Source organism: Chitinilyticum aquatile DSM 21506 (assembly GCF_000430805.1).
Lineage (GTDB): Bacteria > Pseudomonadota > Gammaproteobacteria > Burkholderiales > Chitinibacteraceae > Chitinilyticum > Chitinilyticum aquatile.
Genome location: NZ_AUMS01000001.1, coordinates 82,780 through 105,228 on the forward strand (window position 1 = coordinate 82,780; position 22,449 = coordinate 105,228).

At 58.3% G+C, this 22,449-nt stretch carries 21 protein-coding genes and 2 tRNA genes; 10 read left to right on the plus strand and 13 right to left on the minus strand.

Annotated features, from left to right (window positions below):
* Nucleotides 1-123: 123 nt before the first annotated feature.
* From H559_RS18220 to H559_RS0100475, 12 genes are all read right to left on the minus strand, one after another.
* Nucleotides 124-627 carry a FixH family protein gene (locus H559_RS18220; RefSeq protein WP_051278777.1) on the minus strand — a complete coding sequence of 168 codons (504 nt, stop codon included), beginning with the start codon at nucleotides 625-627 and terminating at the stop codon, nucleotides 124-126.
* 3 nt (nucleotides 628-630) lie between these two features.
* Nucleotides 631-2,073 carry a cytochrome c oxidase accessory protein CcoG gene (gene ccoG / locus H559_RS0100425; RefSeq protein WP_028451041.1) on the minus strand — a complete coding sequence of 481 codons (1,443 nt, stop codon included), beginning with the start codon at nucleotides 2,071-2,073 and terminating at the stop codon, nucleotides 631-633.
* A 148-nt stretch (nucleotides 2,074-2,221) separates the two neighbouring features.
* Nucleotides 2,222-3,142, minus strand: coding sequence for a cytochrome-c oxidase, cbb3-type subunit III (gene ccoP / locus H559_RS0100430; RefSeq protein WP_034639218.1), 921 nt, complete (start codon nucleotides 3,140-3,142; stop codon nucleotides 2,222-2,224).
* Nucleotides 3,143-3,161: 19 nt separating this feature from the next.
* Nucleotides 3,162-3,323, minus strand: a complete 162-nt coding sequence (locus H559_RS22490; RefSeq protein WP_155845261.1) for a cbb3-type cytochrome oxidase subunit 3 — start codon at nucleotides 3,321-3,323, stop codon at nucleotides 3,162-3,164.
* A 14-nt stretch (nucleotides 3,324-3,337) separates the two neighbouring features.
* Nucleotides 3,338-3,952 (minus strand): cytochrome-c oxidase, cbb3-type subunit II, encoded by a 615-nt coding sequence (ccoO, locus tag H559_RS0100440; protein WP_028451043.1) that lies wholly within the window; start codon nucleotides 3,950-3,952, stop codon nucleotides 3,338-3,340.
* A 17-nt stretch (nucleotides 3,953-3,969) separates the two neighbouring features.
* Nucleotides 3,970-5,394: a cytochrome-c oxidase, cbb3-type subunit I gene (ccoN, locus tag H559_RS0100445; RefSeq protein WP_028451044.1), complete on the minus strand. Its 1,425-nt coding sequence runs from the start codon at nucleotides 5,392-5,394 to the stop codon at nucleotides 3,970-3,972.
* Between the two features lie 250 nt (nucleotides 5,395-5,644).
* Complete coding sequence (gene ccoS, locus H559_RS18225) at nucleotides 5,645-5,827, minus strand: cbb3-type cytochrome oxidase assembly protein CcoS (RefSeq protein WP_034639221.1); 183 nt, start codon at nucleotides 5,825-5,827, stop codon at nucleotides 5,645-5,647.
* A gap of 3 nt (nucleotides 5,828-5,830) precedes the next feature.
* Entirely contained in the window at nucleotides 5,831-8,260 is a 2,430-nt protein-coding gene (locus tag H559_RS0100455; protein ID WP_028451045.1) for a heavy metal translocating P-type ATPase, read from the minus strand.
* Nucleotides 8,261-8,292: 32 nt separating this feature from the next.
* Complete coding sequence (locus H559_RS0100460; protein ID WP_028451046.1) at nucleotides 8,293-9,147, minus strand: HDOD domain-containing protein; 855 nt, start codon at nucleotides 9,145-9,147, stop codon at nucleotides 8,293-8,295.
* An 80-nt stretch (nucleotides 9,148-9,227) separates the two neighbouring features.
* The gene (locus H559_RS0100465; protein WP_028451047.1) at nucleotides 9,228-9,977 is read right to left on the minus strand and encodes a basic amino acid ABC transporter substrate-binding protein; all 750 of its coding nucleotides are present in this window, start codon (nucleotides 9,975-9,977) and stop codon (nucleotides 9,228-9,230) included.
* 141 nt (nucleotides 9,978-10,118) lie between these two features.
* Entirely contained in the window at nucleotides 10,119-10,559 is a 441-nt protein-coding gene (locus tag H559_RS0100470) for a SufE family protein (RefSeq protein ID WP_028451048.1), read from the minus strand.
* Complete coding sequence (locus H559_RS0100475) at nucleotides 10,556-11,788, minus strand: aminotransferase class V-fold PLP-dependent enzyme (protein ID WP_051278778.1); 1,233 nt, start codon at nucleotides 11,786-11,788, stop codon at nucleotides 10,556-10,558. Before H559_RS0100475 ends, H559_RS0100470 begins: the two co-directional genes overlap by 4 nt.
* Nucleotides 11,789-11,810: 22 nt before the next feature.
* Here H559_RS0100475 and nudB point away from each other — a divergent pair, with 22 nt between their 5' ends.
* Both nudB and H559_RS0100485 read left to right on the plus strand, forming a co-directional pair.
* A complete protein-coding gene (nudB, locus tag H559_RS0100480; RefSeq protein WP_028451050.1) occupies nucleotides 11,811-12,254 on the plus strand; it encodes a dihydroneopterin triphosphate diphosphatase in 444 nt (147 codons plus the stop codon).
* Nucleotides 12,255-12,292: 38 nt separating this feature from the next.
* The gene (locus H559_RS0100485) at nucleotides 12,293-13,252 is read left to right on the plus strand and encodes a D-2-hydroxyacid dehydrogenase (RefSeq protein WP_028451051.1); all 960 of its coding nucleotides are present in this window, start codon (nucleotides 12,293-12,295) and stop codon (nucleotides 13,250-13,252) included.
* A gap of 133 nt (nucleotides 13,253-13,385) precedes the next feature.
* Here H559_RS0100485 and H559_RS0100490 read toward each other — a convergent pair whose 3' ends face one another.
* Nucleotides 13,386-13,724: a P-II family nitrogen regulator gene (locus tag H559_RS0100490; RefSeq protein WP_028451052.1), complete on the minus strand. Its 339-nt coding sequence runs from the start codon at nucleotides 13,722-13,724 to the stop codon at nucleotides 13,386-13,388.
* 189 nt (nucleotides 13,725-13,913) lie between these two features.
* Between H559_RS0100490 and H559_RS0100495 the strand changes: the two genes are divergently transcribed.
* From H559_RS0100495 to H559_RS0100530, 8 genes are all read left to right on the plus strand, one after another.
* Nucleotides 13,914-13,998, plus strand: a tRNA-Leu gene (locus tag H559_RS0100495).
* Between the two features lie 82 nt (nucleotides 13,999-14,080).
* A complete protein-coding gene (tig, locus tag H559_RS0100500) occupies nucleotides 14,081-15,388 on the plus strand; it encodes a trigger factor (RefSeq protein WP_028451053.1) in 1,308 nt (435 codons plus the stop codon).
* Between the two features lie 25 nt (nucleotides 15,389-15,413).
* Nucleotides 15,414-16,034 carry an ATP-dependent Clp endopeptidase proteolytic subunit ClpP gene (gene clpP / locus H559_RS0100505; protein ID WP_028451054.1) on the plus strand — a complete coding sequence of 207 codons (621 nt, stop codon included), beginning with the start codon at nucleotides 15,414-15,416 and terminating at the stop codon, nucleotides 16,032-16,034.
* Nucleotides 16,035-16,126: 92 nt separating this feature from the next.
* Nucleotides 16,127-17,395 carry an ATP-dependent Clp protease ATP-binding subunit ClpX gene (gene clpX / locus H559_RS0100510; protein WP_028451055.1) on the plus strand — a complete coding sequence of 423 codons (1,269 nt, stop codon included), beginning with the start codon at nucleotides 16,127-16,129 and terminating at the stop codon, nucleotides 17,393-17,395.
* 109 nt (nucleotides 17,396-17,504) lie between these two features.
* Nucleotides 17,505-19,922, plus strand: a complete 2,418-nt coding sequence (gene lon / locus H559_RS0100515; protein WP_028451056.1) for an endopeptidase La — start codon at nucleotides 17,505-17,507, stop codon at nucleotides 19,920-19,922.
* Nucleotides 19,923-20,004: 82 nt separating this feature from the next.
* On the plus strand, nucleotides 20,005-20,277 hold the full coding sequence (locus H559_RS0100520; RefSeq protein WP_028451057.1) for an HU family DNA-binding protein: 273 nt from the start codon (nucleotides 20,005-20,007) through the stop codon (nucleotides 20,275-20,277).
* 112 nt (nucleotides 20,278-20,389) lie between these two features.
* Nucleotides 20,390-20,466, plus strand: a tRNA-Asp gene (locus H559_RS0100525).
* 117 nt (nucleotides 20,467-20,583) lie between these two features.
* Nucleotides 20,584-22,416, plus strand: a complete 1,833-nt coding sequence (locus H559_RS0100530; protein WP_028451058.1) for a SurA N-terminal domain-containing protein — start codon at nucleotides 20,584-20,586, stop codon at nucleotides 22,414-22,416.
* The last annotated feature ends 33 nt before the right edge of the window (nucleotides 22,417-22,449 follow it).

The window sequence follows — 22,449 nt, forward strand, 5'->3', positions numbered from 1 at the left end:
GCAGGACATTATGCCAGCAGGCTTCGTTGATTCAGCAATAACTATTCACATTGCCACTCAGCGTTCACAGATCGAATGGAGATGCGGCTGCAGGTGGATTTGCAGCCGCGCAAACTGCAGGGCTTATTTCGCCTTGTGCTCCATCCCGAGTTCGACCGTTTCGCTGCGGTTGGGCTGCCAGTTGCCGGTGAGGCGCCACTGCTGCTGGGCGTCGGCCAGTTCCACCTTCCAGCGCGGGCTTTCCAGCGGACGGTCCAGCGGAGCAAACCAGAGCGGCCCGCCCTGCGACTGCAGGGACAGGATGTGGTCGTAGCCGGCCTGTGTCGGATGCAGCAGCTTCAGCTGCAGCGGCCCCTTGACCGGGGAATTGAACACTACGCGGATGCTCTTGCCATCGGCAGCCAGCATCACCTGCGCAGTCAGGCCCAGCGCACTGGCCGCCTGGTCGCGTTTCAGTTCCTTGTTGATTTCCTGTCCGGCCTTGTAATAGTCATCGGCTACCAGTCCGTCAAAGGAGTTGGTCGCCTGCAGGATCAGGAAGATGCTGGCAAGAACCGCGGTCAGTGGCAGGGCGATCAGCAGCCAGACATGTGCATGCCGGTACCAGGGGAGTGACTGTTTTTCCATGTTTTAACGGCCAATGAAGGTGGCCTTTTCCTTCGTGCTGATGGAGGGGTCATCCTCGGCGGTAACCGTGATGACGAACGGATGGCTGCCGGGCCCGGCGTGTTCCGGGGCAACCAGGATGCGTACTCCGACATCGTTGGTCTCGGTTGGTTGCAGATGCAGTACGCCTTTTTTCTCGGCAACAACCTTGATGCCCGGCAGTCCATCCGCCCGGATGACGAACTTGCGCTCTTTCTCCGATGCGTTCTGGATCTGGACACGATAGGAGTTTTCCAGCCAGCCATTGCTGTCGACGCGGACCAGTGCCACGCGATCTCGATTGACATTGACCTTGACGGGCTTGCGCAGCACCAGCGAGGTTACCATCGCGGCAAACACGACCGTTAGGATGAGGCCATACAGAATGACGCGCGGGCGCCGCAAGTGCTTGATGATGTCCTGCTCGGCGTATTTGTGCTGCAGGGCATTTTCCGTGGTGTAACGGACCAGTCCGCGGGGATAGCCGACCTTGTCCATCACTTCGTCACAGGCATCGATACAGGCTGCACAGCCGATGCATTCATACTGCAGTCCGTTGCGAATGTCGATGCCGACCGGGCAGACCTGCACGCACATGGTGCAGTCGATGCACTCGCCAAGACCTTGTGCCTTGTAGTCGCTGCCTTTCTTGCGGCTGCCACGCGGTTCGCCACGCTCGGCGTCATAGCTGATGATCAGCGTGTCCTTGTCGAACATGGCGCTCTGGAAGCGGGCATACGGGCACATGTACTTGCAGACCTGCTCGCGCATCCAGCCAGCATTGCCGTAAGTGGCAAAACCATAGAACAGGATCCAGAAGGTTTCCCAGGGGCCCAGCGTCATCGCGCCGACCGAGCCGGCCAGTTCGCGGATAGGCGTGAAAAAGCCGACAAAGGTAAACCCCGTCCACAGTGCCAGCAGCAGCCACAGCGCATGCTTGGTGGTTTTCAGACGAAGCTTGCGGGCGTTGAGCGGGCCGTTGTCGAGCTTGATGCGGGCGGCACGATCTCCTTCCACCCATTTTTCTATCCAGAGGAAAATCTCGGTGTAGACGGTCTGCGGACAGGCGTAGCCACACCAGAGTCGGCCGCCAATGGCTGTCCAGACAAAGAGACCCAGCGCAGAGAGGAGGAGGAGGGCTGTGAGGTAGATGAAATCCTGCGGCAGCAGGACCAGGCCGAAAATATAGAATTTGCGTTCGACCAGATTGAAGAGCAGTGCCTGGCGACCATGAATTTCCAGCCACGGCATGCCGTAGAAGAACAGCTGGGTAGCGAGAACAAAGAAAATCCGCCACTTGTTGAAGAAGCCGTTGATCCAGCGCGGATACAGCTTTTTGTGCTTCGCGTACAGGCTGATTTCTTCAACTTCGCCGTCCTCGCGAACGTCGACCACCTTGACGGGAATATCCTTCAGCTTGTTGCTCATCATCGTCTCCCTGCATGCCGGGGTGAGGCATGGCGTCAGTATATATTACATAAATATATACTATTAAATGATATAAGAATACTGCAACATGAATCTGCAAAGCAAAACGGGCGAGTTGCCTCGCCCGCCTTGCTGTCTTGCCAGAGAATTACTTGTCTTGCTTGGCGTTCAGGCCGTACACATAAGCAGCCAGCAGATGCACCTTGTCATCACCCAGGAATTCCTTCCAGGCCGGCATCTGGTTCTGACGGCCGTTGGTGATGGTTTCAACAATGGTGGATTCCGAAACATCGAACAGCCAATCCTTGTCGGTCAGGTTCGGGATGCCCGATTCCGGGTTACCCTTGCCTTCCGCGCCATGGCAGCTGGCGCAGGCCAGCGGCTGTGCGGTCTTGAAAATGACCTCGCCACGCGTGGCGCGCGCTTCGTTGAACTTGTTGCCGGAAATTTTCAGCACATAGTTGGCAACGTCACGCACTTTCTCTTCACCCAGGATTGCCCCGAATGCGGGCATCTGGTTGACGCGGCCATTGGCGATGGTTTCGGTGATCTTCTCCGGAGAACCGCCCCACAACCAGGTCGTGTCAGTGAGGTTTGGGTAGCCCTTGGCGCCGCGAGCATCGGCACCATGACACTGGATGCAGTAGGTCATGAAGAGGCGCTTGCCCAGAATTTCGGCTTTCTCGTTCTTCGCCAGTTCCGGAATCGGGGTCTTCCCGAATTCGGCGTAGATCGGGCCGAACTGCTTGTTGGCCTCGGCCATTTCCTTGGCATGCTGCCCCTGGGACGACCAGCCGAACTTGCCCTGGGATACGCCGGAGCCCGGGTACATGAAGAGATAGCCAATTGCAAAGATGATGGTCATGTAGAACATGACAACCCACCAGCCCGGCAGCGGGTTGTTGTATTCCTCGAGGTCCCCGTCCCACTTGTGGCCGGTGACTTCGACCTTTTCACCTTTCTTGATCTTCATTTTGGTCTGGGTGACCAACACCACCAGCACGAATGCCAGCGAGAGAACCACCATGACAAGGATGTATACCGGCCAGAAGCCGCTAGTAAAGTCCATTCTTATTCTCCGTGCAGGATCAGGATTGCGAGCGTGACGACGGAGTGTCATCGTCCGCGATGACGTCCTGTGCTATTTCATCGAATGCCGATTTCCTGCGCTTGCTGAACGCCCACAGGCAGATTGCCAAGAAGCACAGGAAGCCCAGGATGGTCACGATGATGCGCATGTCGTTCTGCATAGCCATTCCACCTGTTATCTTTTGTTTTTCAGCGCAAGTCCAAGACCTTGCAGGTATGCAATGACCGCATCCATCTCTGTCTTGCCTTCAACCGCCTTGCTGGCGCCGGCGATTTCTTCATCGCTGTAGGGAACACCAACCTTGCGCAGTGCTGCCATTTTCTGCGGCATCACTTCGGCATCGACCAGATTTGCAGCCAGCCACGGGAAGGCAGGCATATTGGACTCGGGGACCACGTCACGCGGATTCATCAGGTGAGCGTAGTGCCACTCGTTCGAGTAGCGGCCGCCTACGCGGGCCAGATCCGGGCCGGTGCGCTTGGAGCCCCACTGGAAGGGGTGGTCATACACGGACTCACCGCCGACCGAGTAGTGGCCATAACGCTCGGTTTCCGCGCGGAACGGGCGAATCATCTGCGAGTGGCAGTTGTAGCAGCCTTCACGGATGTAGATGTCACGGCCGGCGAGTTGCAGTGCCGAGTACGGCTTCACGCCTTCGATGGGCTGGGTGGCCGACTTGCTGAACATCAGCGGCAGGATTTCTACCAGCATTGCCACGCTGATGGTCAGGAATGTCAGCACGATCAGCCATGCGACGTTTTCTTCAATCAGTTTCTGGATTTTTTCCATTATTTTTATCTCCCCAATCAGTGAGCGTGAGCCGCAATGGCCGGAATCTGCGCATCGACAGCCTTGCCGTCAAATGCGGTACGCAGCACGTTGTACAGCATCAGGAACATGCCGGAGAGGAAGATCGCGCCACCCAGGAAGCGGATGAGGTAGTACGGATAGGAAGCCTTCACCGCATCGATGAATGCGTACATCAGGGTGCCATCCGCATTGACTGCGCGCCACATCAGACCCTGCGTCACACCGGCGATCCACATCGAAGCGATGTAGAGCACTACGCCGACGGTGGCCAGCCAGAAGTGGGCTTCGATCAGCTTGATCGAATGCATTTGCTCGCGGTTAAACAGGCGCGGAATCAGGTAGTAGATCGAGCCGATGGAGACCATGGCAACCCATCCCAGTGCGCCGGAATGCACGTGGCCAACCGTCCAGTCGGTATAGTGCGACAGGGCATTGACGGTCTTGATCGACATCATCGGGCCTTCAAAGGTCGACATGCCGTAGAAGGACAGCGCGGTGATCAGGAACTTCAGAATCGGATCGCTGCGCAGTTTGTGCCATGCACCGGACAGGGTCATGATGCCGTTGATCATGCCACCCCAGCTCGGCGCCAGCAGAATCAGCGAGAAGACCATGCCGAGCGACTGGGTCCAGTCAGGCAGGGCGGTATAGTGCAGGTGGTGCGGGCCGGCCCACATGTAGGTGAAGATCAGCGCCCAGAAGTGCACGACCGACAGGCGATAGGAGTAGACCGGGCGGCCTGCCTGCTTCGGAACGAAGTAGTACATCATGCCCAGGAATGCTGCGGTCAGGAAGAAGCCAACAGCATTGTGGCCATACCACCACTGCACCATCGCGTCGACAGCGCCGGCGTAGACGGAGTAGGACTTGGTGAGGGTAACCGGAACGGCCAGGCTGTTTACGATGTGCAGCAGTGCGACCGCCAGAATGAATGCAGCGAAGAACCAGTTGGCCACATAGATGTGCTGAACCTTGCGCTTGGCAATCGTGCCGAAAAAGACGACCGCGTAGGCTACCCATACGATGGTGATCAGGATGTCGATTGGCCATTCGAGCTCGGCGTATTCCTTGCCCGAGGTAAAGCCCAGTGGCAGGGTGATTGCGGCAAGCACGATGACGAGTTGCCAGCCCCAGAACGTGAAGGCGGCGAGCTTGTCACAGAAGAGGCGGGTATTGCAGGTGCGTTGTACGACGTAGTAGGACGTGGCAAACAGTGCACAGCCACCGAACGCGAAAATGACCGCGTTAGTGTGCAGTGGACGCAGGCGCCCGAAGTGCAGATAAGGTCCGATGTTCAGTTCCGGCCAGTACATCTGTGCAGCACAGATGACGCCAACCAGCATTCCGACAATCCCCCAGATCACGGTCATGATCGAGAATTGCCGCACCACGTGGTAATTGTATGTGGCTTGGTTTTCCATAAGAGCGCTCCGATTGATCTCCAGAAACCCTGCGGTATTTTGTAAGGTTTTGGAAGGCTTGCTTTGGTGATTTTTATTGCCGGCCTGGTACCCCGTGCAGGATTCCGGTCAGCTATTTTAAGCGAGGGCTGCGCCTGTGCTTGGCGCAACAACCGCCTGCGGGACTATATCCCTGATTTTTCTAGGGTCAATTGATGCTGATCAAGCAGGCATCGTCTGTGTGGCGCGAATTGTACCCTTCCACCGTTTATCAGTCAGGTGTTTTTTCTTCATTCGCGCGGTCGGCAACACTCTTGTCGTCATCCTGCAGGACGCGCCATCCGGGGCCTTCCAGATCGTCGAACTGCCCGCTGCGTACCGACCACCAGAATATCAGCCCGATGAGAAACACCAGCAGAACAGAAAGCGGGATCAACAGGTAGAGGCTTTCCATGAATTATTTCCTGATTCTGCCGGATGCCGCGAGACGCAGTGCGTTGCAGACGACGAGGAGGGAGCTTGCTGCCATGCCGGCACTGGCAAGCCAGGGGGTGACAAAACCGCTTGCCGCCAGCGGAATGGCTGCAATATTGTAAGCCAGTGCCCATGCCAGGTTCTGCCGGATGATCGCGCGGGTCTTGCCGGCAAGGGCAAGCAGGCGTGGAATACCATTCAGTCGGTTGTTCAGAAGTACCATGTCGCCTGCTGCATGGCTGATGTCCACTCCGCAGCCCATCGCAACCGAAACATGCGCAGCAGCAAGCACAGGTGCATCATTGATGCCGTCACCCAGCATCATGACTTTTCGTCCACCGGCCTGCAGTTTTTGCACATAGTCTAGTTTCTGCTCTGGCGATGCCTGTCCGGTGGCCTGTTTGATGCCAAGAGTGTCGGCCACATGCATGACAGCATCCGGATGGTCGCCTGAAAGCAGGTGCAGTGTGAAGCCAGCGGCGGTCAGTGTGCTGACCATCTCATGCGCATCATCCCGCAATGTGTCGCCCAGCAATAGCGCGGCCAGCCATGCATCTTCCCGCGCCAGTACGAGCAGCGTTTCCCGGCTGTTTTGCGGCAAGGGGCGGGCTTGTGCATTCGGGCATTGCGCGGCGATGAAGCCCGGGTTGCCGATAAAATAGCGCTGACCGGCAACCGTGCCGGTCATTCCGCCGCCTGGGTGGTACTCGACGTCACTGGCCGGTGTGGTGTCCGGCAATTTCAAGGCGTGGGCAAGCGGGTGGTTCGAGCTGGCTTCGAGGGCGGCCGCAATCCGGCTCGCTTCGGCTGCTGTAGCCTCGAAAGGGATTATCGCGCGCAGGCCGGGTTGGCCGATGGTCAGCGTTCCGGTTTTGTCGAAGACGATGTCGGTGATCTGTGCTGCATCTTCCAGGCTGTCCGGTCGATGACTCAGAATGCCAAGGTGTGCCAGGTGTCCGGTGGCGGCAACCAGTGCCGCAGGTGTGGCCAGAGACAGCGCGCAAGGGCAGGAGATCACCAGAACCGCCACGGTAATCGGCAGGGCGTGTGCTGGGTCGTGCATCTGCCAGTACCACCAGGTGGCTCCGGCGATCAGCAGCAGGGCCAGTACAAACCAGCCGGCGATACGGTCCGCAAGCTGTGCCAGCTGCGGTTTATGCTGCATGGCGGCATCCAGTAGTCGCACGATGGAGGCAAGGCGGGTGTGCTCGCCGATCTGTGTGACGCGAATGGTCAGCGGCGAGCGCAGGTTGCTGGCGCCTCCGGTGACCGCATCGCCGGCCTGTTTCTGGATCGGTGTGCTTTCGCCTGAGAGCAGGGCTTCGTCCACTTCGCTCTTTCCGTCGACGACAAGACCGTCGACAGGGATGATTTCTCCCGGGCGGCAGACGACCAGATCGCCCACCGCCAGCTTGCTGACGGGATATTCTTCCAGCTGCTGTTCTGCGCCACTTCCGGACAGCTTATGCGTAAATGCCGGGATGAGCTTGACCAGTTGCTCGGTGGCAGCGCCGGCACGGTGCCGTGCGCGCATTTCGAGATAGCGTCCTCCCAGCAGCAGGAAGACGAACATGCTCACCGAATCGAAATAGACTTCGCCGTGCCCCTGCCAGAGCGAGTGCAGGCTGGCAACGAATGCTGCCAGGACGCCTATCGTGACGGGCAAATCCATGCCGGCGCGGCGGCGCTTGAGGTCGCGCCAGGCCGATTCATAGAAGGGCCAGCTGGAATACAGGACGACAGGCAAGGTCAGCAGCATGCTGGCCCAGTTGAGCAGGCTGAGCCATTCAGGTGCGATTTCGCCGGCCGGAGCCAGGTAAACGGGGACCGCAAACATCATGACCTGCATCATCGACAGGCCGGCAGTCCAGAGGCGGAATTGTGCCTGTTTGTTGCGCTTGTTCCAGGCTTCTTCGGCCTTGGCGTGATCATAAGGGTGGGCCCGGTAGCCAATGACGGTGATGGCTTCCAGAATCGCTGACAGTTTGATTCGGGCCGGATCCCAGCGCACGCGCGCGCGGTGAGTGCTGTAGTTGATGGACACGGCAAGCACGCCGGGAAGACGGCTGATGTGCTGTTCGTTCAGCCAGATGCAGGCCGCGCAGGTAATTCCCTCCAGCAGCAGGTGTGCTTCCCGGCTTTCTTCGCTGGCTGCGTTGACAAAGCTGTCCTGCAATTGCTCGTCATCATACAGGCGCAACTGGGCAAGCAGCTCGGCAGGTATGGGTGTTGCGGGCGTGGCTGTATCGGTGCGGTCGTCGTAATAGCGTTCCAGTCCGCTGTCGATGATGGTCCGGGCGACTGCCTGGCAACCGGCGCAGCAACAGGGGTGCTCGCTGCCGCGGAATCTGACGGGGAAGCTGGCTGGCCCGGGAACGGGTTCGCAACAATGGAAGCAGGATGGATCGGGCATCTGCCCATTCTACCGCAGAGTGTTCCTTGCGTTCAGCCTTGCGCCAGCATGTCATGCACGGCGTCGACCATGTCCTCGTATTCTTCGAGTTCAAGTGCCAGATGACGCAGCAGTTTGGGCTCGATATGGCGCCATTCGATGTGCTCGAACTGCTTCACGAACATCTTGTAGATGTGCTCAGAGAGACTGGCTAGCGCGATCAGGGTGCAGGCATGCTGCCACTCTCCGTCCTCGGGCTGGTCGAAAATGCCGTAGTCGTGATGATTGAGAATCGCCAGCGCCATGTGCTCGGGTAGTAGCCAGGCGCGGGCCAGCAGGTAGCCGACCACTGTATGGCTCGTGTTGTGGCGCGAATTTTCAAAGGCGATGAATTCGCTGCGTGCCATGCGCTCGCCGCGGCTGATTGTGTCGCGGTAGTTCTTGAACCGGGCCGCCAGCAAGGCCTGTCCGCAATTGTGGAACATACCGAACGTGTGTGCTTCGTCTTCTGTAATGCCGTGGACCGAGGTCGACAGATAGGCGCTGATGGTGGCGATGCGGTTGGCGCTTTCCCAAAGCGGGTCGGGGTGCCGTTCCGAGTGCTTGGGCATCACATGGGTCAGGGCCAGGCCCTCGACGATATTGCAGACATTGTTCAGGCCGAGCAGCTGCAAGGCATGATGTACCGAGGCGATTTTGTTAGGGCGCCGGAACAGTGGCGAGTTGATGGTTTTGAGGACGGCGGCGGACAGGGTGAGGTCGCTGCTGATCAGATGGCCGATCAGTTCGAAATCCGGCTCTTCCGGCTGGCGGGCCCGGTCCAGCGCCTGCAGGATGGAGGGCCGCGGCGGTATGACCAGGTTTTTCAGTAGGGCTTCGGTCTGGGCCGGATCGAGATCTTTTTGCATGGCAAGTGGCCGGAGGGGAGCAGGTTACCGTTCAGCATAGCTTCCTGCCTCCCCTTCAGCCAGGGCAAGCGCGTGCGAGCTTACTTGCCGAAGTACTTGGCGTTGATCTTGGCGTAGGTGCCGTCGGCGCGGATGCCGGCCAAGCCCTGGTTCAGCTTGTCCAGCAATGCCTTGTTGCCTTTCTTGACGGCGATGCCGTAGTACTCCTTGCCGAAGCTGGTGTCGTCAATGGTGCGGAACTGCAGGTTCGGGTTGTTGACCAGATAATTGCGTACCACGCCATTGTCGGCGATCACGGCCTGCACGCCACCGTTTTTCAGTTCGGTCAGTGCCAGTGGAATGCTCTCGAAGCGGCGAATGTCGGGGCTGGTCTTGCCGAATGCCTTCTGGGCGACACTGTCACCCGTGGTGCCGGTCTGCACGCCGATCTTCTTGCCCTTCAGCTCCGCGAGACTGCCGATCTTGCTGCTGCCCGGGATCACGATCAGTTGCTTGGCTTCGAAATAGGGTTCGGAGAAGTCCATGCTCTGCTTGCGCTCCGGCGTGATGGTCACGGCGGCAATCACGATGTCGCGGTCGCCATTGTTCAGGCCGGCAAACAGTCCTTCCCATGGGGTGTTGACGAGCTTGACCTTCAGTCCAGCCTTGCTGGCGATGGCCTGGATCAGTTCGGCGTCGAAGCCGATGACTTCGCGCTTGTCGTTCAGCATTTCAAAGGGCGCAAAGGTCGCGTCGGTGCCGACATTCAGTACCTTGTCGGCGGCCAGGGCCGGAGTGGCTACGATGCCGCAGGCGAGCAGCATGCTGCACAGGAGGTTGGGCAGGCGCATGGTCAAGTCCTTGTCAGTTGGTCTTTGCCGAGCATGCGCTGACTATTGATTGCTGACAATTCGTGAAAACACCAATGCAGTGTGATGGTCATTAGGGTATGTGTTTGAAGCCATTTTGGCGTAATGGCTACGCGTATATACCTACTGCTGTATTGATGCTATCTCGCGAATTTTCAGGACGATGGCGCGCAGGCCGTTGCCGCGTGATGCTGAAAGGAAGCGCAATAATCCGAGTTCGCCGATCCAGTGTTCCAGGTCGAAAGTGGCGATTTCGTTTGCGCTGCGGCCGTGGAAGGCGGTCAGTACCAGTGCCAGCAGGCCCTTTATGATGCGCGAATCGCTGTCGGCACTGAGCGCGAAAGTGCTGCCTTGCCGGCTGATCGCGAGCCAGACGCGGCTTTCGCAGCCGCTGACGAGGCGATCATCGGTACGCGCATCGGCGGGCCAGTCAGGCAGATCACGCCCCAGCTGGACGAGCAGGCGATTCTTGGCTTCCCAGCCGGTGGCGTGCGCCAGGCGCCCGGTCAGTTCGTCACGGCTGATGCGTGTGCCGAAGGGGTGGTCGGGGAATGCGTCGTTCATGCCAGGATGTCCAGGGTTTCGTCCAGTGCGGCGAGACAGCGGTCGACGTCGTCCGGCGTGTTGTACGCGGCCAGCGAAATGCGCAGCGAGCTGCTGATGCCGAAATGGGCCAGCAGCGGCTGCGCGCAGTGCTGGCCAACTCGCACGGCAATCTGCCGCGCATCCAGAAGTTGCGCAACGTCGAAGGCATGGGCTTTATCGAAGTGCAGTGCGGTAATCGGTGCGCGGGGTGTGTTGCCGGCAAGGATGCGCACGCCGCGCAGCTGCTGCAGGCCATGTTCCAGCCGGCTGTGCAGGAATGCTTCGTGCGCAGCCAGCGCGTCTGCGTCCAGCGTACCGAGCCAGCGCAGTGCGGCAGCCAGACCAACGGCCTGGGCAATGGGTGGCGTACCGGCTTCGAAGCGCTGCGGCGGTGCCGCGAAGCTGCTGCCGGCAAAACTGACGCTGGCAATCATTTCGCCGCCGCCTTGCCAGGGCGGCATGTGCGCCAGCAAGTCCCGTCGCCCGAACAGTACGCCGATGCCGGTGGGGCCAAACAGCTTGTGTCCGGAGAAGGCATAGAAATCAGCGCCCAGGGCGGCGAGGTCGGGTTTGCCGTGAGCTACGCCCTGTGCGCCGTCGACCAGCACGAGCGCGCCAGCCGCATGCGCAGCGGCAATCATTGCGGCGAGCGGTGGTCGTGTGCCGGTGGCATTGGCGGCCTGCGTGATCGCCAGCAGGCGTGTGCGCGGGCCGAGCAGGGAATGAAAGGCGGCCAGATCGATCTGCCCTGCTTGGTCGAGCGGGATGGGCCGGATGACCGCTCCCGAGCGTTGCGCCAGCAGTTGCCACGGAACGATATTGGCGTGGTGTTCCAGTGTGCTGACCAGGATTTCGTCGCCCGGGCGCAGGGTGCTGCCCCAGCTGTGCGCGACGAGGTTGATGGCCTCGGTGGTGCCGCGCGTGAACACGATTTCATCGCTTGCCACATTCAGGAAGGCCGCCACTGCTGTGCGCGCATTTTCGAATGCCTCGGTGGCTGCGCTGGCCAGCGCATAGCTGCCGCGATGCACGTTGGCGTAGCTGCTGGTGTAGAACGCCTGCTCGGTGTCCAGTACGTACTGCGGTTTCTGGCTGCTGGCCGCGCTGTCGAGGTAGACCAGGTCGGGGTTCTGCTGCAGCAGCGGAAACTGGCTGCGCACCGTATCGGCAAAGCCGGCCGGAAATGGGGCGGGGCATTGAGAGTCCATGGCGCAATTGTATAATGCGCCGATGAACTTCAAACAACCGATTTCCGTCCTGGTGCTGGTGCATACGCCCGACCTGCAGGTTCTGCTGCTGGAGCGCACCGATTTCAACGATGCCTGGCAGAGCGTGACGGGTAGCCGCGAAGGCAGCGAGGCATTGCTGGATACCGCCCGCCGCGAAGTGGGCGAGGAAACCGGGATTGCCCGTGATGTCGGCATCCTGCGCGACTGGGCTTATTCGTCCGATTTCGAAATCTATGAAATCTGGCGGCATCGCTATGCGCCGGGGGTGACGGTAAATACCGAGCACGTGTTCAGTCTGGAAGTGCCCGGACCGTTGGCCGTTACGCTTTCCCCGCGCGAGCACCGGCAGTATCGCTGGCTGCCCTGGCAGCAGGCGGCCGAGCTGGTTTTTTCGCCGTCGAACGCCGAAGCCATCCGCATGCTGCCCCAGCGTATGGGCAACTGATAGGGCGATCAGCCCCGCCTGCTACAGGAAACAAACCCATGGCTGCTGCATTGCCCGAAGTGGTTTTTCTCGACCGCGCCACGCTGCCTCTGTCCCTGCCTCCTCTCGCTGTCCCGCACCGCTGGGTCGAGTACGCGGCCAGCACCGAAGCGGAGGCAGCCGGACGGCTGGCAACTGCCACGGTCTGCATCAGCAACAAGGTGCCGATAACAGAGGCGGTGCTGGCCGGTGCTCCCTTGCTGAAGCTGGTCGCCGTCGCGGCCACCGGTTACAATATGGTAGATCTTGCTGCCTGCCGCGCACGGGGAGTGACGGTCTGCAATGTCCGCGATTATGCGGTGGCTGGTGTGCCCGAGCATGCCCTGATGCTGATGCTTGCACTCAGGCGGCAATTGCTTGCCTATCGGCGTGATGTACTGGCGGGGGAATGGCAGCGGGCGCCGGGGTTCTGCTATTTCGGCGCGCCCATGCATGATCTGGCGGGCAGTACGCTGGTGCTGCTGGGGCGGGGTGCGCTTGGCCTTGCGACGGCGAGGCTGGCGGAAGCGTTCGGCATGCGCATTGTCTGGGCCGAGCACAGGCAGGCCACAACGGTTCGCACCGGTTACACCGAATTTGCGGCAGCGCTGGCGCAGGCGGACGTGCTGAGCCTGCATTGCCCGCTCACCCCCGCGACCCGCAATGTCATCGGTGCGCCCGAACTGGCGCTCTTGAAGTCCTCATGCATCCTGATCAATACCTCGCGCGGCGGGCTGGTTGATGAAGTCGCGTTGCTGGCAGCTCTGAAGGCCGGTGCCCTGGCTGGTGCGGGGGTTGACGTCTTGACCGAGGAGCCGCCACGACATGGCAGTCCCTTGCTGGATGACGGCCTGCCCAATCTGATTGTCACGCCGCACATGGCCTGGGGGAGTCAGGAAACCATGGGCAGACTGGCTGGGCAATTGCTTGACAATATCACGGGCTTTTTGCAGGGAAGTCCGCAGAACTGTATTGTCTAAGTTCGGGTATTTGCCTGTAGCTACTACATTGAAAATGGTTGTGGCCTGATGGGGTGGTGGGTATTGGCTTGTTGGGCGGCTTGCAGGCAAGAAAAAGCCCGCCATAGCGGGCTGGACGGGGCTGCTGGCTGGTTCAGACCGCTTCGTCGTTGGTTTCGCCGGTGCGGATGCGTACAACGTGTTCGACCGGGGTGACAAAAATCTTGCCGTCGCCGATCTTGCCGGTGTGGGCCGCCTTGATGATGGCTTCGATTGCCGCGTCGACCTTGTCGTCGCTGATCACGACTTCGATCTTGGCCTTCGGCAGGAAATCCACGACATACTCGGCGCCGCGATACAGTTCGGTGTGCCCTTTCTGACGCCCGAAGCCCTTGACTTCGGTGACGGTCAGGCCGGAAATGCCGAGTTCTGACAGCGATTCGCGGACTTCGTCGAGTTTGAACGGCTTGATGATGGCTTCGATTTTCTTCATGAGGTCAGTCCTGCCGGGGCGTGCGGCGAGCCCGTAGTGGGTTGGTCGGTCGGCAAAGTATAGCGAGCCGGCACTTGTCCCGCCAAGCCCCGTGCAGTCTGTTTGCCGCAGGGGGTTTGTTTTTCCCTGTGGCTTTACCCTATAATCGCTGGCTTGTTTATGTTGGCCCATATGGCTGACGCCCAATCTGCGCGGGTGGCGAAATTGGTAGACGCACTGGATTTAGGTTCCAGCGCCGCAAGGTGTGGGGGTTCGAGTCCCCCCTCGCGCACCAGAATTCATTCAAAAACCATAGCCTGTGGTGATATGTCCGGTTGCCCGGTGTGGCCGGTTCACTGTTCGAGGATCAAATAGAAATGCAAGCACAATTGGAAACTCTGGCCGGCCTCGAGCGCCGTTTTGCCATCGCGGTACCGCGTGCCGAAATCGCCAAGCAGGTTGATGGCCGCCTCAAGCGTGTCGCCAAGACCGCCAAGATCGACGGTTTCCGTCCGGGCAAGGCGCCGCTGAGCATCGTGTCGCAACAATACGGTTTCCGTGTTCAGGAAGAAGTGCTGGGTGAGACCGTCGAGCGTGCTTTTGCCGAGGCTGTGACCGAGCAGAAGCTGCAGGTTGCCGGCTATCCGCGTTTCGAGCCGAAGGAAGGCGAGGCTGCGGAGGACCTGTTCGAATTCGTGGCAACCTTCGAAGTTTATCCGGAAGTGCAGATCGGTGATCTGTCTGCCGTTGAAGTCAAGAAGCCGGTACTCGAAATTTCTGACGCCGAAGTGGAAAAGACCGTCGAAATCCTGCGTCGCCAGCGTACCCGTTATGAGCGCGTTGAGCGCGCTGCTGCCGATGGCGATCGCGTGATCGTTGATTTTGCCGGCACAATTGACGGTGAAGCCTTTGACGGCGGCAAGGCCGAAAATTACGCTTTCCTGATCGGCAAGGGCCAGATGTTGCCGGGCTTCGAGCAGGGCGTGATCGGCATGAAGGAAGGCGAGACCAAGGATGTGAGCGTAGCCTTCCCTGAGGATTATCATGGCAAGGACGTGGCCGGCAAGACTGCCGTATTCGCGATCACTGTCAAGAATGTAGCCGAAGCCAAGCTGCCGGAATTGAACGCAGAATTTGCCAAGAGCCTGGGTATCGAAGATGGCGATCTGGACAAGATGCGCGCCGAAGTCCGTGGCAATCTGGAGCGCGAAGTACGTTTCCGCCTGAAAGCCCGTGCCAAGGAAAACGTCATGAGCGCGCTGATGGAAGTGACTCCGACCGAACTGCCGAAGGCATTGATTGGTCTGGAGATCGGCCGTCTGGTTGAAGGTGCCAAGGCTGACTTGAAACAGCGCGGTATCGACCCCAAGTTGGTTCCGTTCAACCCGCAATTCTTCGAAGCGCAGGCCCGTCGCCGCGTGCATCTGGGTCTGGCTCTCGCCGAGCTGGTCAGAGCCAACGAGCTGGTTGCCAAGCCGGAGCAGATCAAGGCCATCATTGAAGATCTGGCGCAGAACTACGAAGACCCGGCCGAAGTCGTTGCCTGGTACTACCAGGACGCCCAGCGTCTGGCCGGTCCGGAATCCATGGCGCTGGAAGACAATGTAGTTGAGTTTGTTCTTGCTCGTGCCAAGGTTGCCGAAGAAGCCGTCGGCTTCGAGGAACTGATGGGCCAGCAAGGCTAATCTGACAATTATTACGAGGTAATCAATGGAATTCGATCCGCAAAATCTCGGGTATATCCCGATGGTCGTCGAGCAGAGCGGGCGTGGTGAGCGCTCTTACGATATCTACTCGCGCCTACTGAAAGAGCGGGTCGTTTTCCTGGTCGGTCCGGTCAATGACCAGACCGCCAACCTCGTGGTTGCCCAGCTGCTGTTCCTGGAATCCGAAAACCCGGACAAGGATATTCATCTGTATATCAATTCGCCGGGCGGCTCAGTAACGGCAGGGATGTCGATTTATGACACCATGCAGTTCATCAAGCCCAATGTGTCTACCCTGTGCATCGGCATGGCGGCCTCCATGGGGGCGTTCTTGCTGGCCGGGGGCGCGGAAGGCAAACGCTTCGCGCTGCCCAATTCGCGCATCATGATCCACCAGCCGCTGATCGGCGGGCTGGCCGGTCAGGCATCGGATATCGAAATCCATGCCAAGGAACTGATCAAAACCAAGCGCCAGCTGAATGAATTGCTGGCCAAGCATACCGGACAACCGGTAGAAACCATTGAGCGCGACACCGATCGTGACAATTTCCTTTCCGCAGCCGAAGCCAAGGCCTACGGTCTGATCGACGAGGTACTGGTATCTCGCGGCGGTCAGCCGGCCTGATTCCGGTTGTGAAGCCAGCACGCCGCCAGCACTTTCTGGCGGCGTTTGTTTCTTGAAGCCCGCCAGTGCGGCGGGCATGGGTGATTTGCATCATGTCCGACAAAAACAGCGACAAACTCCTGTATTGCTCCTTCTGCGGTAAAAGCCAGCATGAAGTCGTCAAGCTGGTTGCCGGCCCGCAGGTGTTTATCTGCAATGAGTGCATCGAGCTGTGCAACGATATTCTGAAGGATGAAATCGCTCAGCTGGGCGATGCGCCGGCTCAAACGCCGTCAGGCAAGAAATTGCCGCTGCCGACCGAAATCCGTGACGTGCTCGATCAGTACGTAATCGGACAGGAACGGGCAAAGAAAATCCTGGCCGTGGCGGTCTACAACCATTACAAGCGTCTCTCCACCAAAGGCAAGGGCAAGGATGAGGATGGCGTCGAGCTTTCCAAGTCCAATATTCTGCTCATTGGCCCAACCGGTTCGGGCAAGACCCTGCTGGCGCAAACTATGGCCCGCATGCTGGATGTGCCTTTCGTGATGGCCGATGCTACTACACTGACCGAGGCTGGCTATGTGGGTGAGGATGTCGAACACATCGTCGCCAAGCTGCTGGCCCAGTGCGATCACGACGTCGAAAAGGCGCAGCGCGGCATTATCTATATCGATGAAATCGACAAAATCGCCCGCAAGTCTGAAAACCCTTCGATCACGCGCGATGTGTCGGGTGAGGGTGTGCAGCAGGCCTTGCTGAAACTGATCGAAGGGACAGTGGCATCCGTTCCCCCGCATGGCGGTCGCAAGCATCCGAATCAGGATATGCCGCAGGTTGATACGACAAATATCCTGTTCATTTGCGGCGGCGCATTCGAAGGTCTGAACAAGATCATCCGCAATCGCTCAGTGAAAGGCGGTATCGGCTTTGGTGCCGAGGTGGTCAGCAAGGATGAGGCGGCCAGCACAGCCCATCTGCTGCATGATGTCGAGCCGGATGACCTGATCCGCTTTGGTCTGATTCCGGAATTCGTGGGTCGCCTGCCTGTGGTGGCAACGCTTGAGGAGCTGGACGAGGAGGCACTGGTTTCCATTCTGACCGAGCCGAAAAATGCACTGGTGAAGCAGTACCAGAAGCTCTTCGAAATGGAAGATGTGATTCTGGATATGCCGCCGGAGACGCTGAAGGCCATCGCACGCAAGGCCATGGAGCGCAAGACCGGTGCCCGCGGCTTGCGTTCGATAATGGAGCAGACTTTGCTCGATACCATGTATGAACTGCCGGCCATGCAGGATGTGGCAAAGGTATCCGTCCCCGAGGCGGTGGTTACCGAAGGTGCCAAGCCGATTTTTGTCCAGGCTGAGGCAGTCCAGAACTAAACCCGCATACGCAGGCTGCATATTCCGCGTTCATGAGGTGGCCGGCATTGAATTTTGCCGGTCCCGCCTTCATTATTGAATAACCTATTTTTCGCGGATCCCTCCAAGCATGTCCGATCCACACGTATTACCTTCTGATCCCGTTACTTTTCCGATGCTGCCACTGCGGGATGTAGTGGTCTTCCCGCATATGGTGATTCCGTTGTTTGTTGGCCGTCCAAAGTCCATCAAGGCGCTGGAAGTGGCAACGGAAAACGGTACTCCCATCCTGCTTGCCGCGCAGAAGAATGCCGCCAAGGATGAGCCGGCGCTTGCCGATGTGTATGAAGTCGGCACGATTGCGACGGTCCTGCAACTCTTGAAATTGCCTGACGGCACCGTCAAAGTGCTGGTTGAAGGCAGTCAGCGCGCACGTCTGCATGATCTGACCGAGGGGGATGGTTACTTCAGTGCAGTGGCCGAGCCACTGCCGCCCGAGGATGAGCTGAATCACGAGGCCGAGGCGATGCGTCGCGCCTTGTTGTCGCAATTTGACCAGTACGTCAAGCTGAACAAGAAAATTCCCCCGGAAATCCTGACGTCGCTGTCGGGAATCGAATCAGCCAGCCGGCTTGCTGATACGGTTGCTGCACATCTGCCGCTGAAGCTGGAGCAAAAGCAGGTCATTCTCGAAATGCCATCGGTCAAGGACCGAATGGATCACCTGCTGAAGCAGCTCGAGGCCGAGCTCGACATTCTTCAGGTTGAAAAACGCATCCGTGGTCGCGTCAAGCGCCAGATGGAAAAGAGCCAGCGCGAGTATTACCTGAACGAACAGGTCAAGGCCATCCAGAAAGAACTGGGTGAGCTGGATGAAAATGCCGATCTGGATGAGTTGGAAAAGCGCATCAAGACCGCGGGCATGAGCAAGGAAGCACGCGAAAAGGCCGAGGGTGAACTGAAAAAACTGCGCATGATGTCGCCGATGTCTGCCGAGGCAACGGTCGTGCGCAATTACATCGAAACCATTGCCGGCTTGCCCTGGAAGAAAAAGACCAAGATCAGCAAGGATCTGGCCGAGGCTGAGGCCGTGCTGGATACGGATCACTATGGTCTCGAGAAGGTCAAGGAACGTATTGTCGAGTATCTCGCAGTCCAGCAGCGGGTTGAAAAGCTGAAGGGACCGATTCTGTGTCTGGTTGGCCCTCCGGGGGTAGGCAAAACTTCGCTTGGTGAATCGATTGCGCGTGCGACCAACCGCAAGTTTGTCCGCATGGCCCTTGGGGGTGTGCGGGATGAGGCTGAGATTCGCGGTCACCGCCGTACCTATATTGGTTCCATGCCCGGCAAGATTTTGCAGAGCATGAACAAGGTCGGGGTCAAGAACCCGCTTTTCCTGCTGGACGAAGTGGACAAGCTGGGTCAGGACTTCAGGGGGGATCCATCATCTGCTTTGCTGGAAGTGCTTGATCCGGAGCAGAATCACTCATTCAGCGATCACTATCTTGAGGTTGAGTATGACCTTTCCGATGTGATGTTTGTTGCGACAGCCAATTCGCTCAACATCCCTGCCGCACTGCTGGATCGCATGGAGGTCATTCGTCTTGCCGGTTATACCGAGGATGAAAAGGTCAATATCGCGCTGAAGTATCTGGTACCCAAGCAGATGAAAGCCAATGGCCTGCAGGATGGCGAGTTGGTGGTTCAGGAGTCTGCCGTGCGCGATATCATCCGCTTCTACACGCGAGAAGCTGGGGTGCGCAGCCTAGATCGCGAAATTGCCAAGATTTGCCGGAAGGTCGTGAAGGCTTTGTTGCTCAAGCCAAGCGACAAGAAGGTAACTGTCACCGCCAAGGTGCTTGATAAATACCTTGGTGTGCAGCGCTATGATTTCGGCCAGGCGGAAAAGCAGAATCAGATCGGGCAGGTCACCGGCCTTGCCTGGACCGAAGTGGGGGGCGAATTGCTGACCATCGAGGCGGTCAAGTTTGCCGGAAAGGGCAAAATGATCCAGACAGGCCAGCTCGGTGAGGTGATGCAGGAATCCATTCAGGCCGCGCTGTCAGTTGTACGTGCGCGGGCGGCTGACTTGGGTATTGATCCTGGCTTTTATGAAAAGCACGATATCCATATCCACCTCCCCGAAGGTGCCACACCGAAGGATGGCCCATCTGCGGGTATTGCCATCACCACAGCCCTGACTTCCATTTTGACCGGAATTCCGGTGCGGTGTGATGTTGCAATGACCGGTGAAATTACCCTTCGCGGCGAGGTGTTGCCGATTGGTGGTCTCAAGGAGAAATTGCTGGCTGCCTTGCGCGGCGGTATCAAGTTTGTGCTGATCCCGGAAGGAAACGCGAAGGATCTGGCGGAAATTCCGGATAATGTGAAGCGCGGCCTGAAAATTCATCCTGTTAAGTGGATTGATCAGGTACTATCGCTGGCTCTGGAATCCCAGCCGGTGCCGTTTGCGGGAGTCGAAACTCCGCCTGTTGCTTCGTCTGAGGCTGCGGTCGTGGAAACGGGAACACATAGCACCAAACACTAGTTGACACTTATTTTTGCCGCTTGTTATAAAGCTTAAGCAATCGGCTGACTGAACTAATTCAACCAATATGAAGGGGATGTAAGTGAATAAATCGGAACTGATCGACGCTATCGCTGAATCCGCAGGCCTGTCCAAGGCTGCTGCCGGTAAAGCTCTTGATGCAACGATTGAAGCCATCACTGGCGCACTGCAGGGTGGCCAGGAAGTTACTCTGGTTGGTTTTGGCTCTTTCTATGTCGCCGAGCGTGAAGCTCGCACTGGTCGCAACCCGCGCACTGGCGAGTCCATCAAGATTGAGGCTGCCAAGCAACCCAAATTCCGTGCAGGCAAGTCTTTGAAAGACGCCGTGCAATAACAGTGCTGAGGCCGGATCTGCTAGGCAGGTGCTTGGCCGACTGTTTGTCAGGGAATGACGCGTTTATCAGATGCGCATCAGACCCAAGCCAGTGAGCGAGCTTGCTGGTTACGGAGTGGTAGTTCAGTTGGTTAGAATACCGGCCTGTCACGCCGGGGGTCGCGGGTTCGAGCCCCGTCCGCTCCGCCAGATTCCAAGGGCAAACTACGGTTTGCCCTTTTTCTTTTCCTACTTCCTTGCCGGGCAGAGACAGCAGCTGCGTAATCTGGCAAGATGCCTGCACAAAAGCAGGGGGGTGTAACATTCATGTTTGACTATGTCCAAAAGCACAAGACCGCTGCGCAGATCCTGCTTGGAGCTGTGTCGCTGGGCTTGTTGGTCGGGTTTGGTGTTGGTGGTTACAGCGCCATGCAGGGTAGCGATGGCTACATTGCAAAAGTGGGTGACAGCAAGATCACGGGTCTGGACTTTGCCATGGCCACTCAGGGGCAGCCTGTGGCAGACGCCGACAAGGGGCGCATCATTGAGCAACTGGTGCAGGAACGTCTGCTGCTCCAGGATGCCAAGGCGCAGGGCCTCGCACTCAGTGATGCCGAGCTTGCCGCAATCATTGCCAAAGGCCTCTCGGTTGATGGCAAGTTTGATATGGCACGCTACAAGCAGCAACTCGAAGCTCGTCGCATGACCGCTGCTCAGTATGATGAAAGCGTGCGCAAGGATGTACTGATCAATCAGTTGCTACAGCCCATCTTCGGATCGGGGTTTTCGAGCAATGCCTCACTGGAATTGTTGAACAAGATTTTGGGCGAAACACGGGAAGTCTCGCTGGTTACCATGCCGGCGCAGGATTATCTGGCCAAGGCGACTGTCTCTCCCGAAGAAATCAGCAAGTATTACGCGGCAAATACAACCAAATTCAAATCGCCCGACATGGTGAAGCTTGAGTACGTCGTGCTCAGTGCCCAGAGGCTTGCGGATGGAGTGAAGGTTGATGAGGCGGACATTGCCAAATACTTCGAAGAGCACCGTCAGGAGCTGGCGAAGGAAGAGCGGAAAATACGTTTGGTCCAGTTGAACTATCCGGCGAATGCTTCAGCGGAAGCCAAGGCTGTGCTCCGCAAGGAAGCCGAGGCTCTGGCTGCGCGCCTGAAAAAGGCGCCGGCGGATTTTGCTGCTGTCGCCAAGGAAAAATCGCAGGATCCCATTTCAGCCCCCAATGGTGGCGATCTGGGCTATCTGGCCAAGGGCGTGAGTCAGAATGCAGCGTTTGACGAAGCGGCCTTCAAGCTTGCCAAGGGGCAGGTCAGTGATGTGATCGAAACCCCGCAAGGGCTTAACATCCTGATGGTTGATGACATCAGGGGGCGCCAATTGGCTGATGTGCGTTCCGAGATCGAAATGAAGCTGAAATCGGCCGCCATTCAGGGTGAGTTGCAGAAAAAAGTCGATGAACTCAATGAGGTGCTTTACCAGGAAGCGTCCAGCCTGAAGCCGGCAGCTGACAAGCTGGGTCTTGTTGTACAGGGTAGCGACTGGGTAACCCGGAAGGGCAGCCAGGACCCGCAGCTGAATGCCCCGAAACTGCTTGAGGCAGTGTTTGAAGAGGATGTGCTGAAAAACAAGCACAACTCCTCGGCCGTCGAGGTTGCACCGGGTGTGTATGTTGCTGCCCGGGTACAGGAGTACAAGCCTGAGCAGGTGCATAAACTTGACGAGGTGAAACCGGCCATCGAGCAGTTGCTCAAGCGCGAGAAGGCAATGCAGCTGGCCAAGCAGGATGGCGAGGCAAGACTCAAGCAATTGCAGGGCGGTGCAGCCTTGCCCTTGACCTGGGGAACATCGCAGCCGGTTCGCCAGGATCTGTCAGGCCAGGCGGTGGGGCCCTTGAAGGAAATCTTCAAGGCTGATACCAGCAAGTTGCCTGCGTATGTTGGTGCTGAAGTAGCCGGACAGGGATATCTGCTGGTGCGGATTGACAAGGTTGTTCCAGCTCCCGAGCTCAACGCGCAATCGCGTGCCCAGTTTGGCGCCATGCTGCAGCGTCAGCTGGCCAATCGTGACGCCTTTGCTTTCCTGGAGGCGTTGAAGACGCGTTTCAAGGTTGCTTACCCGGCTGGTGCAAAGACTGGCGCAGAGTAAACGGCAACAGGGTCTGGCCAATAATGAGAAAAA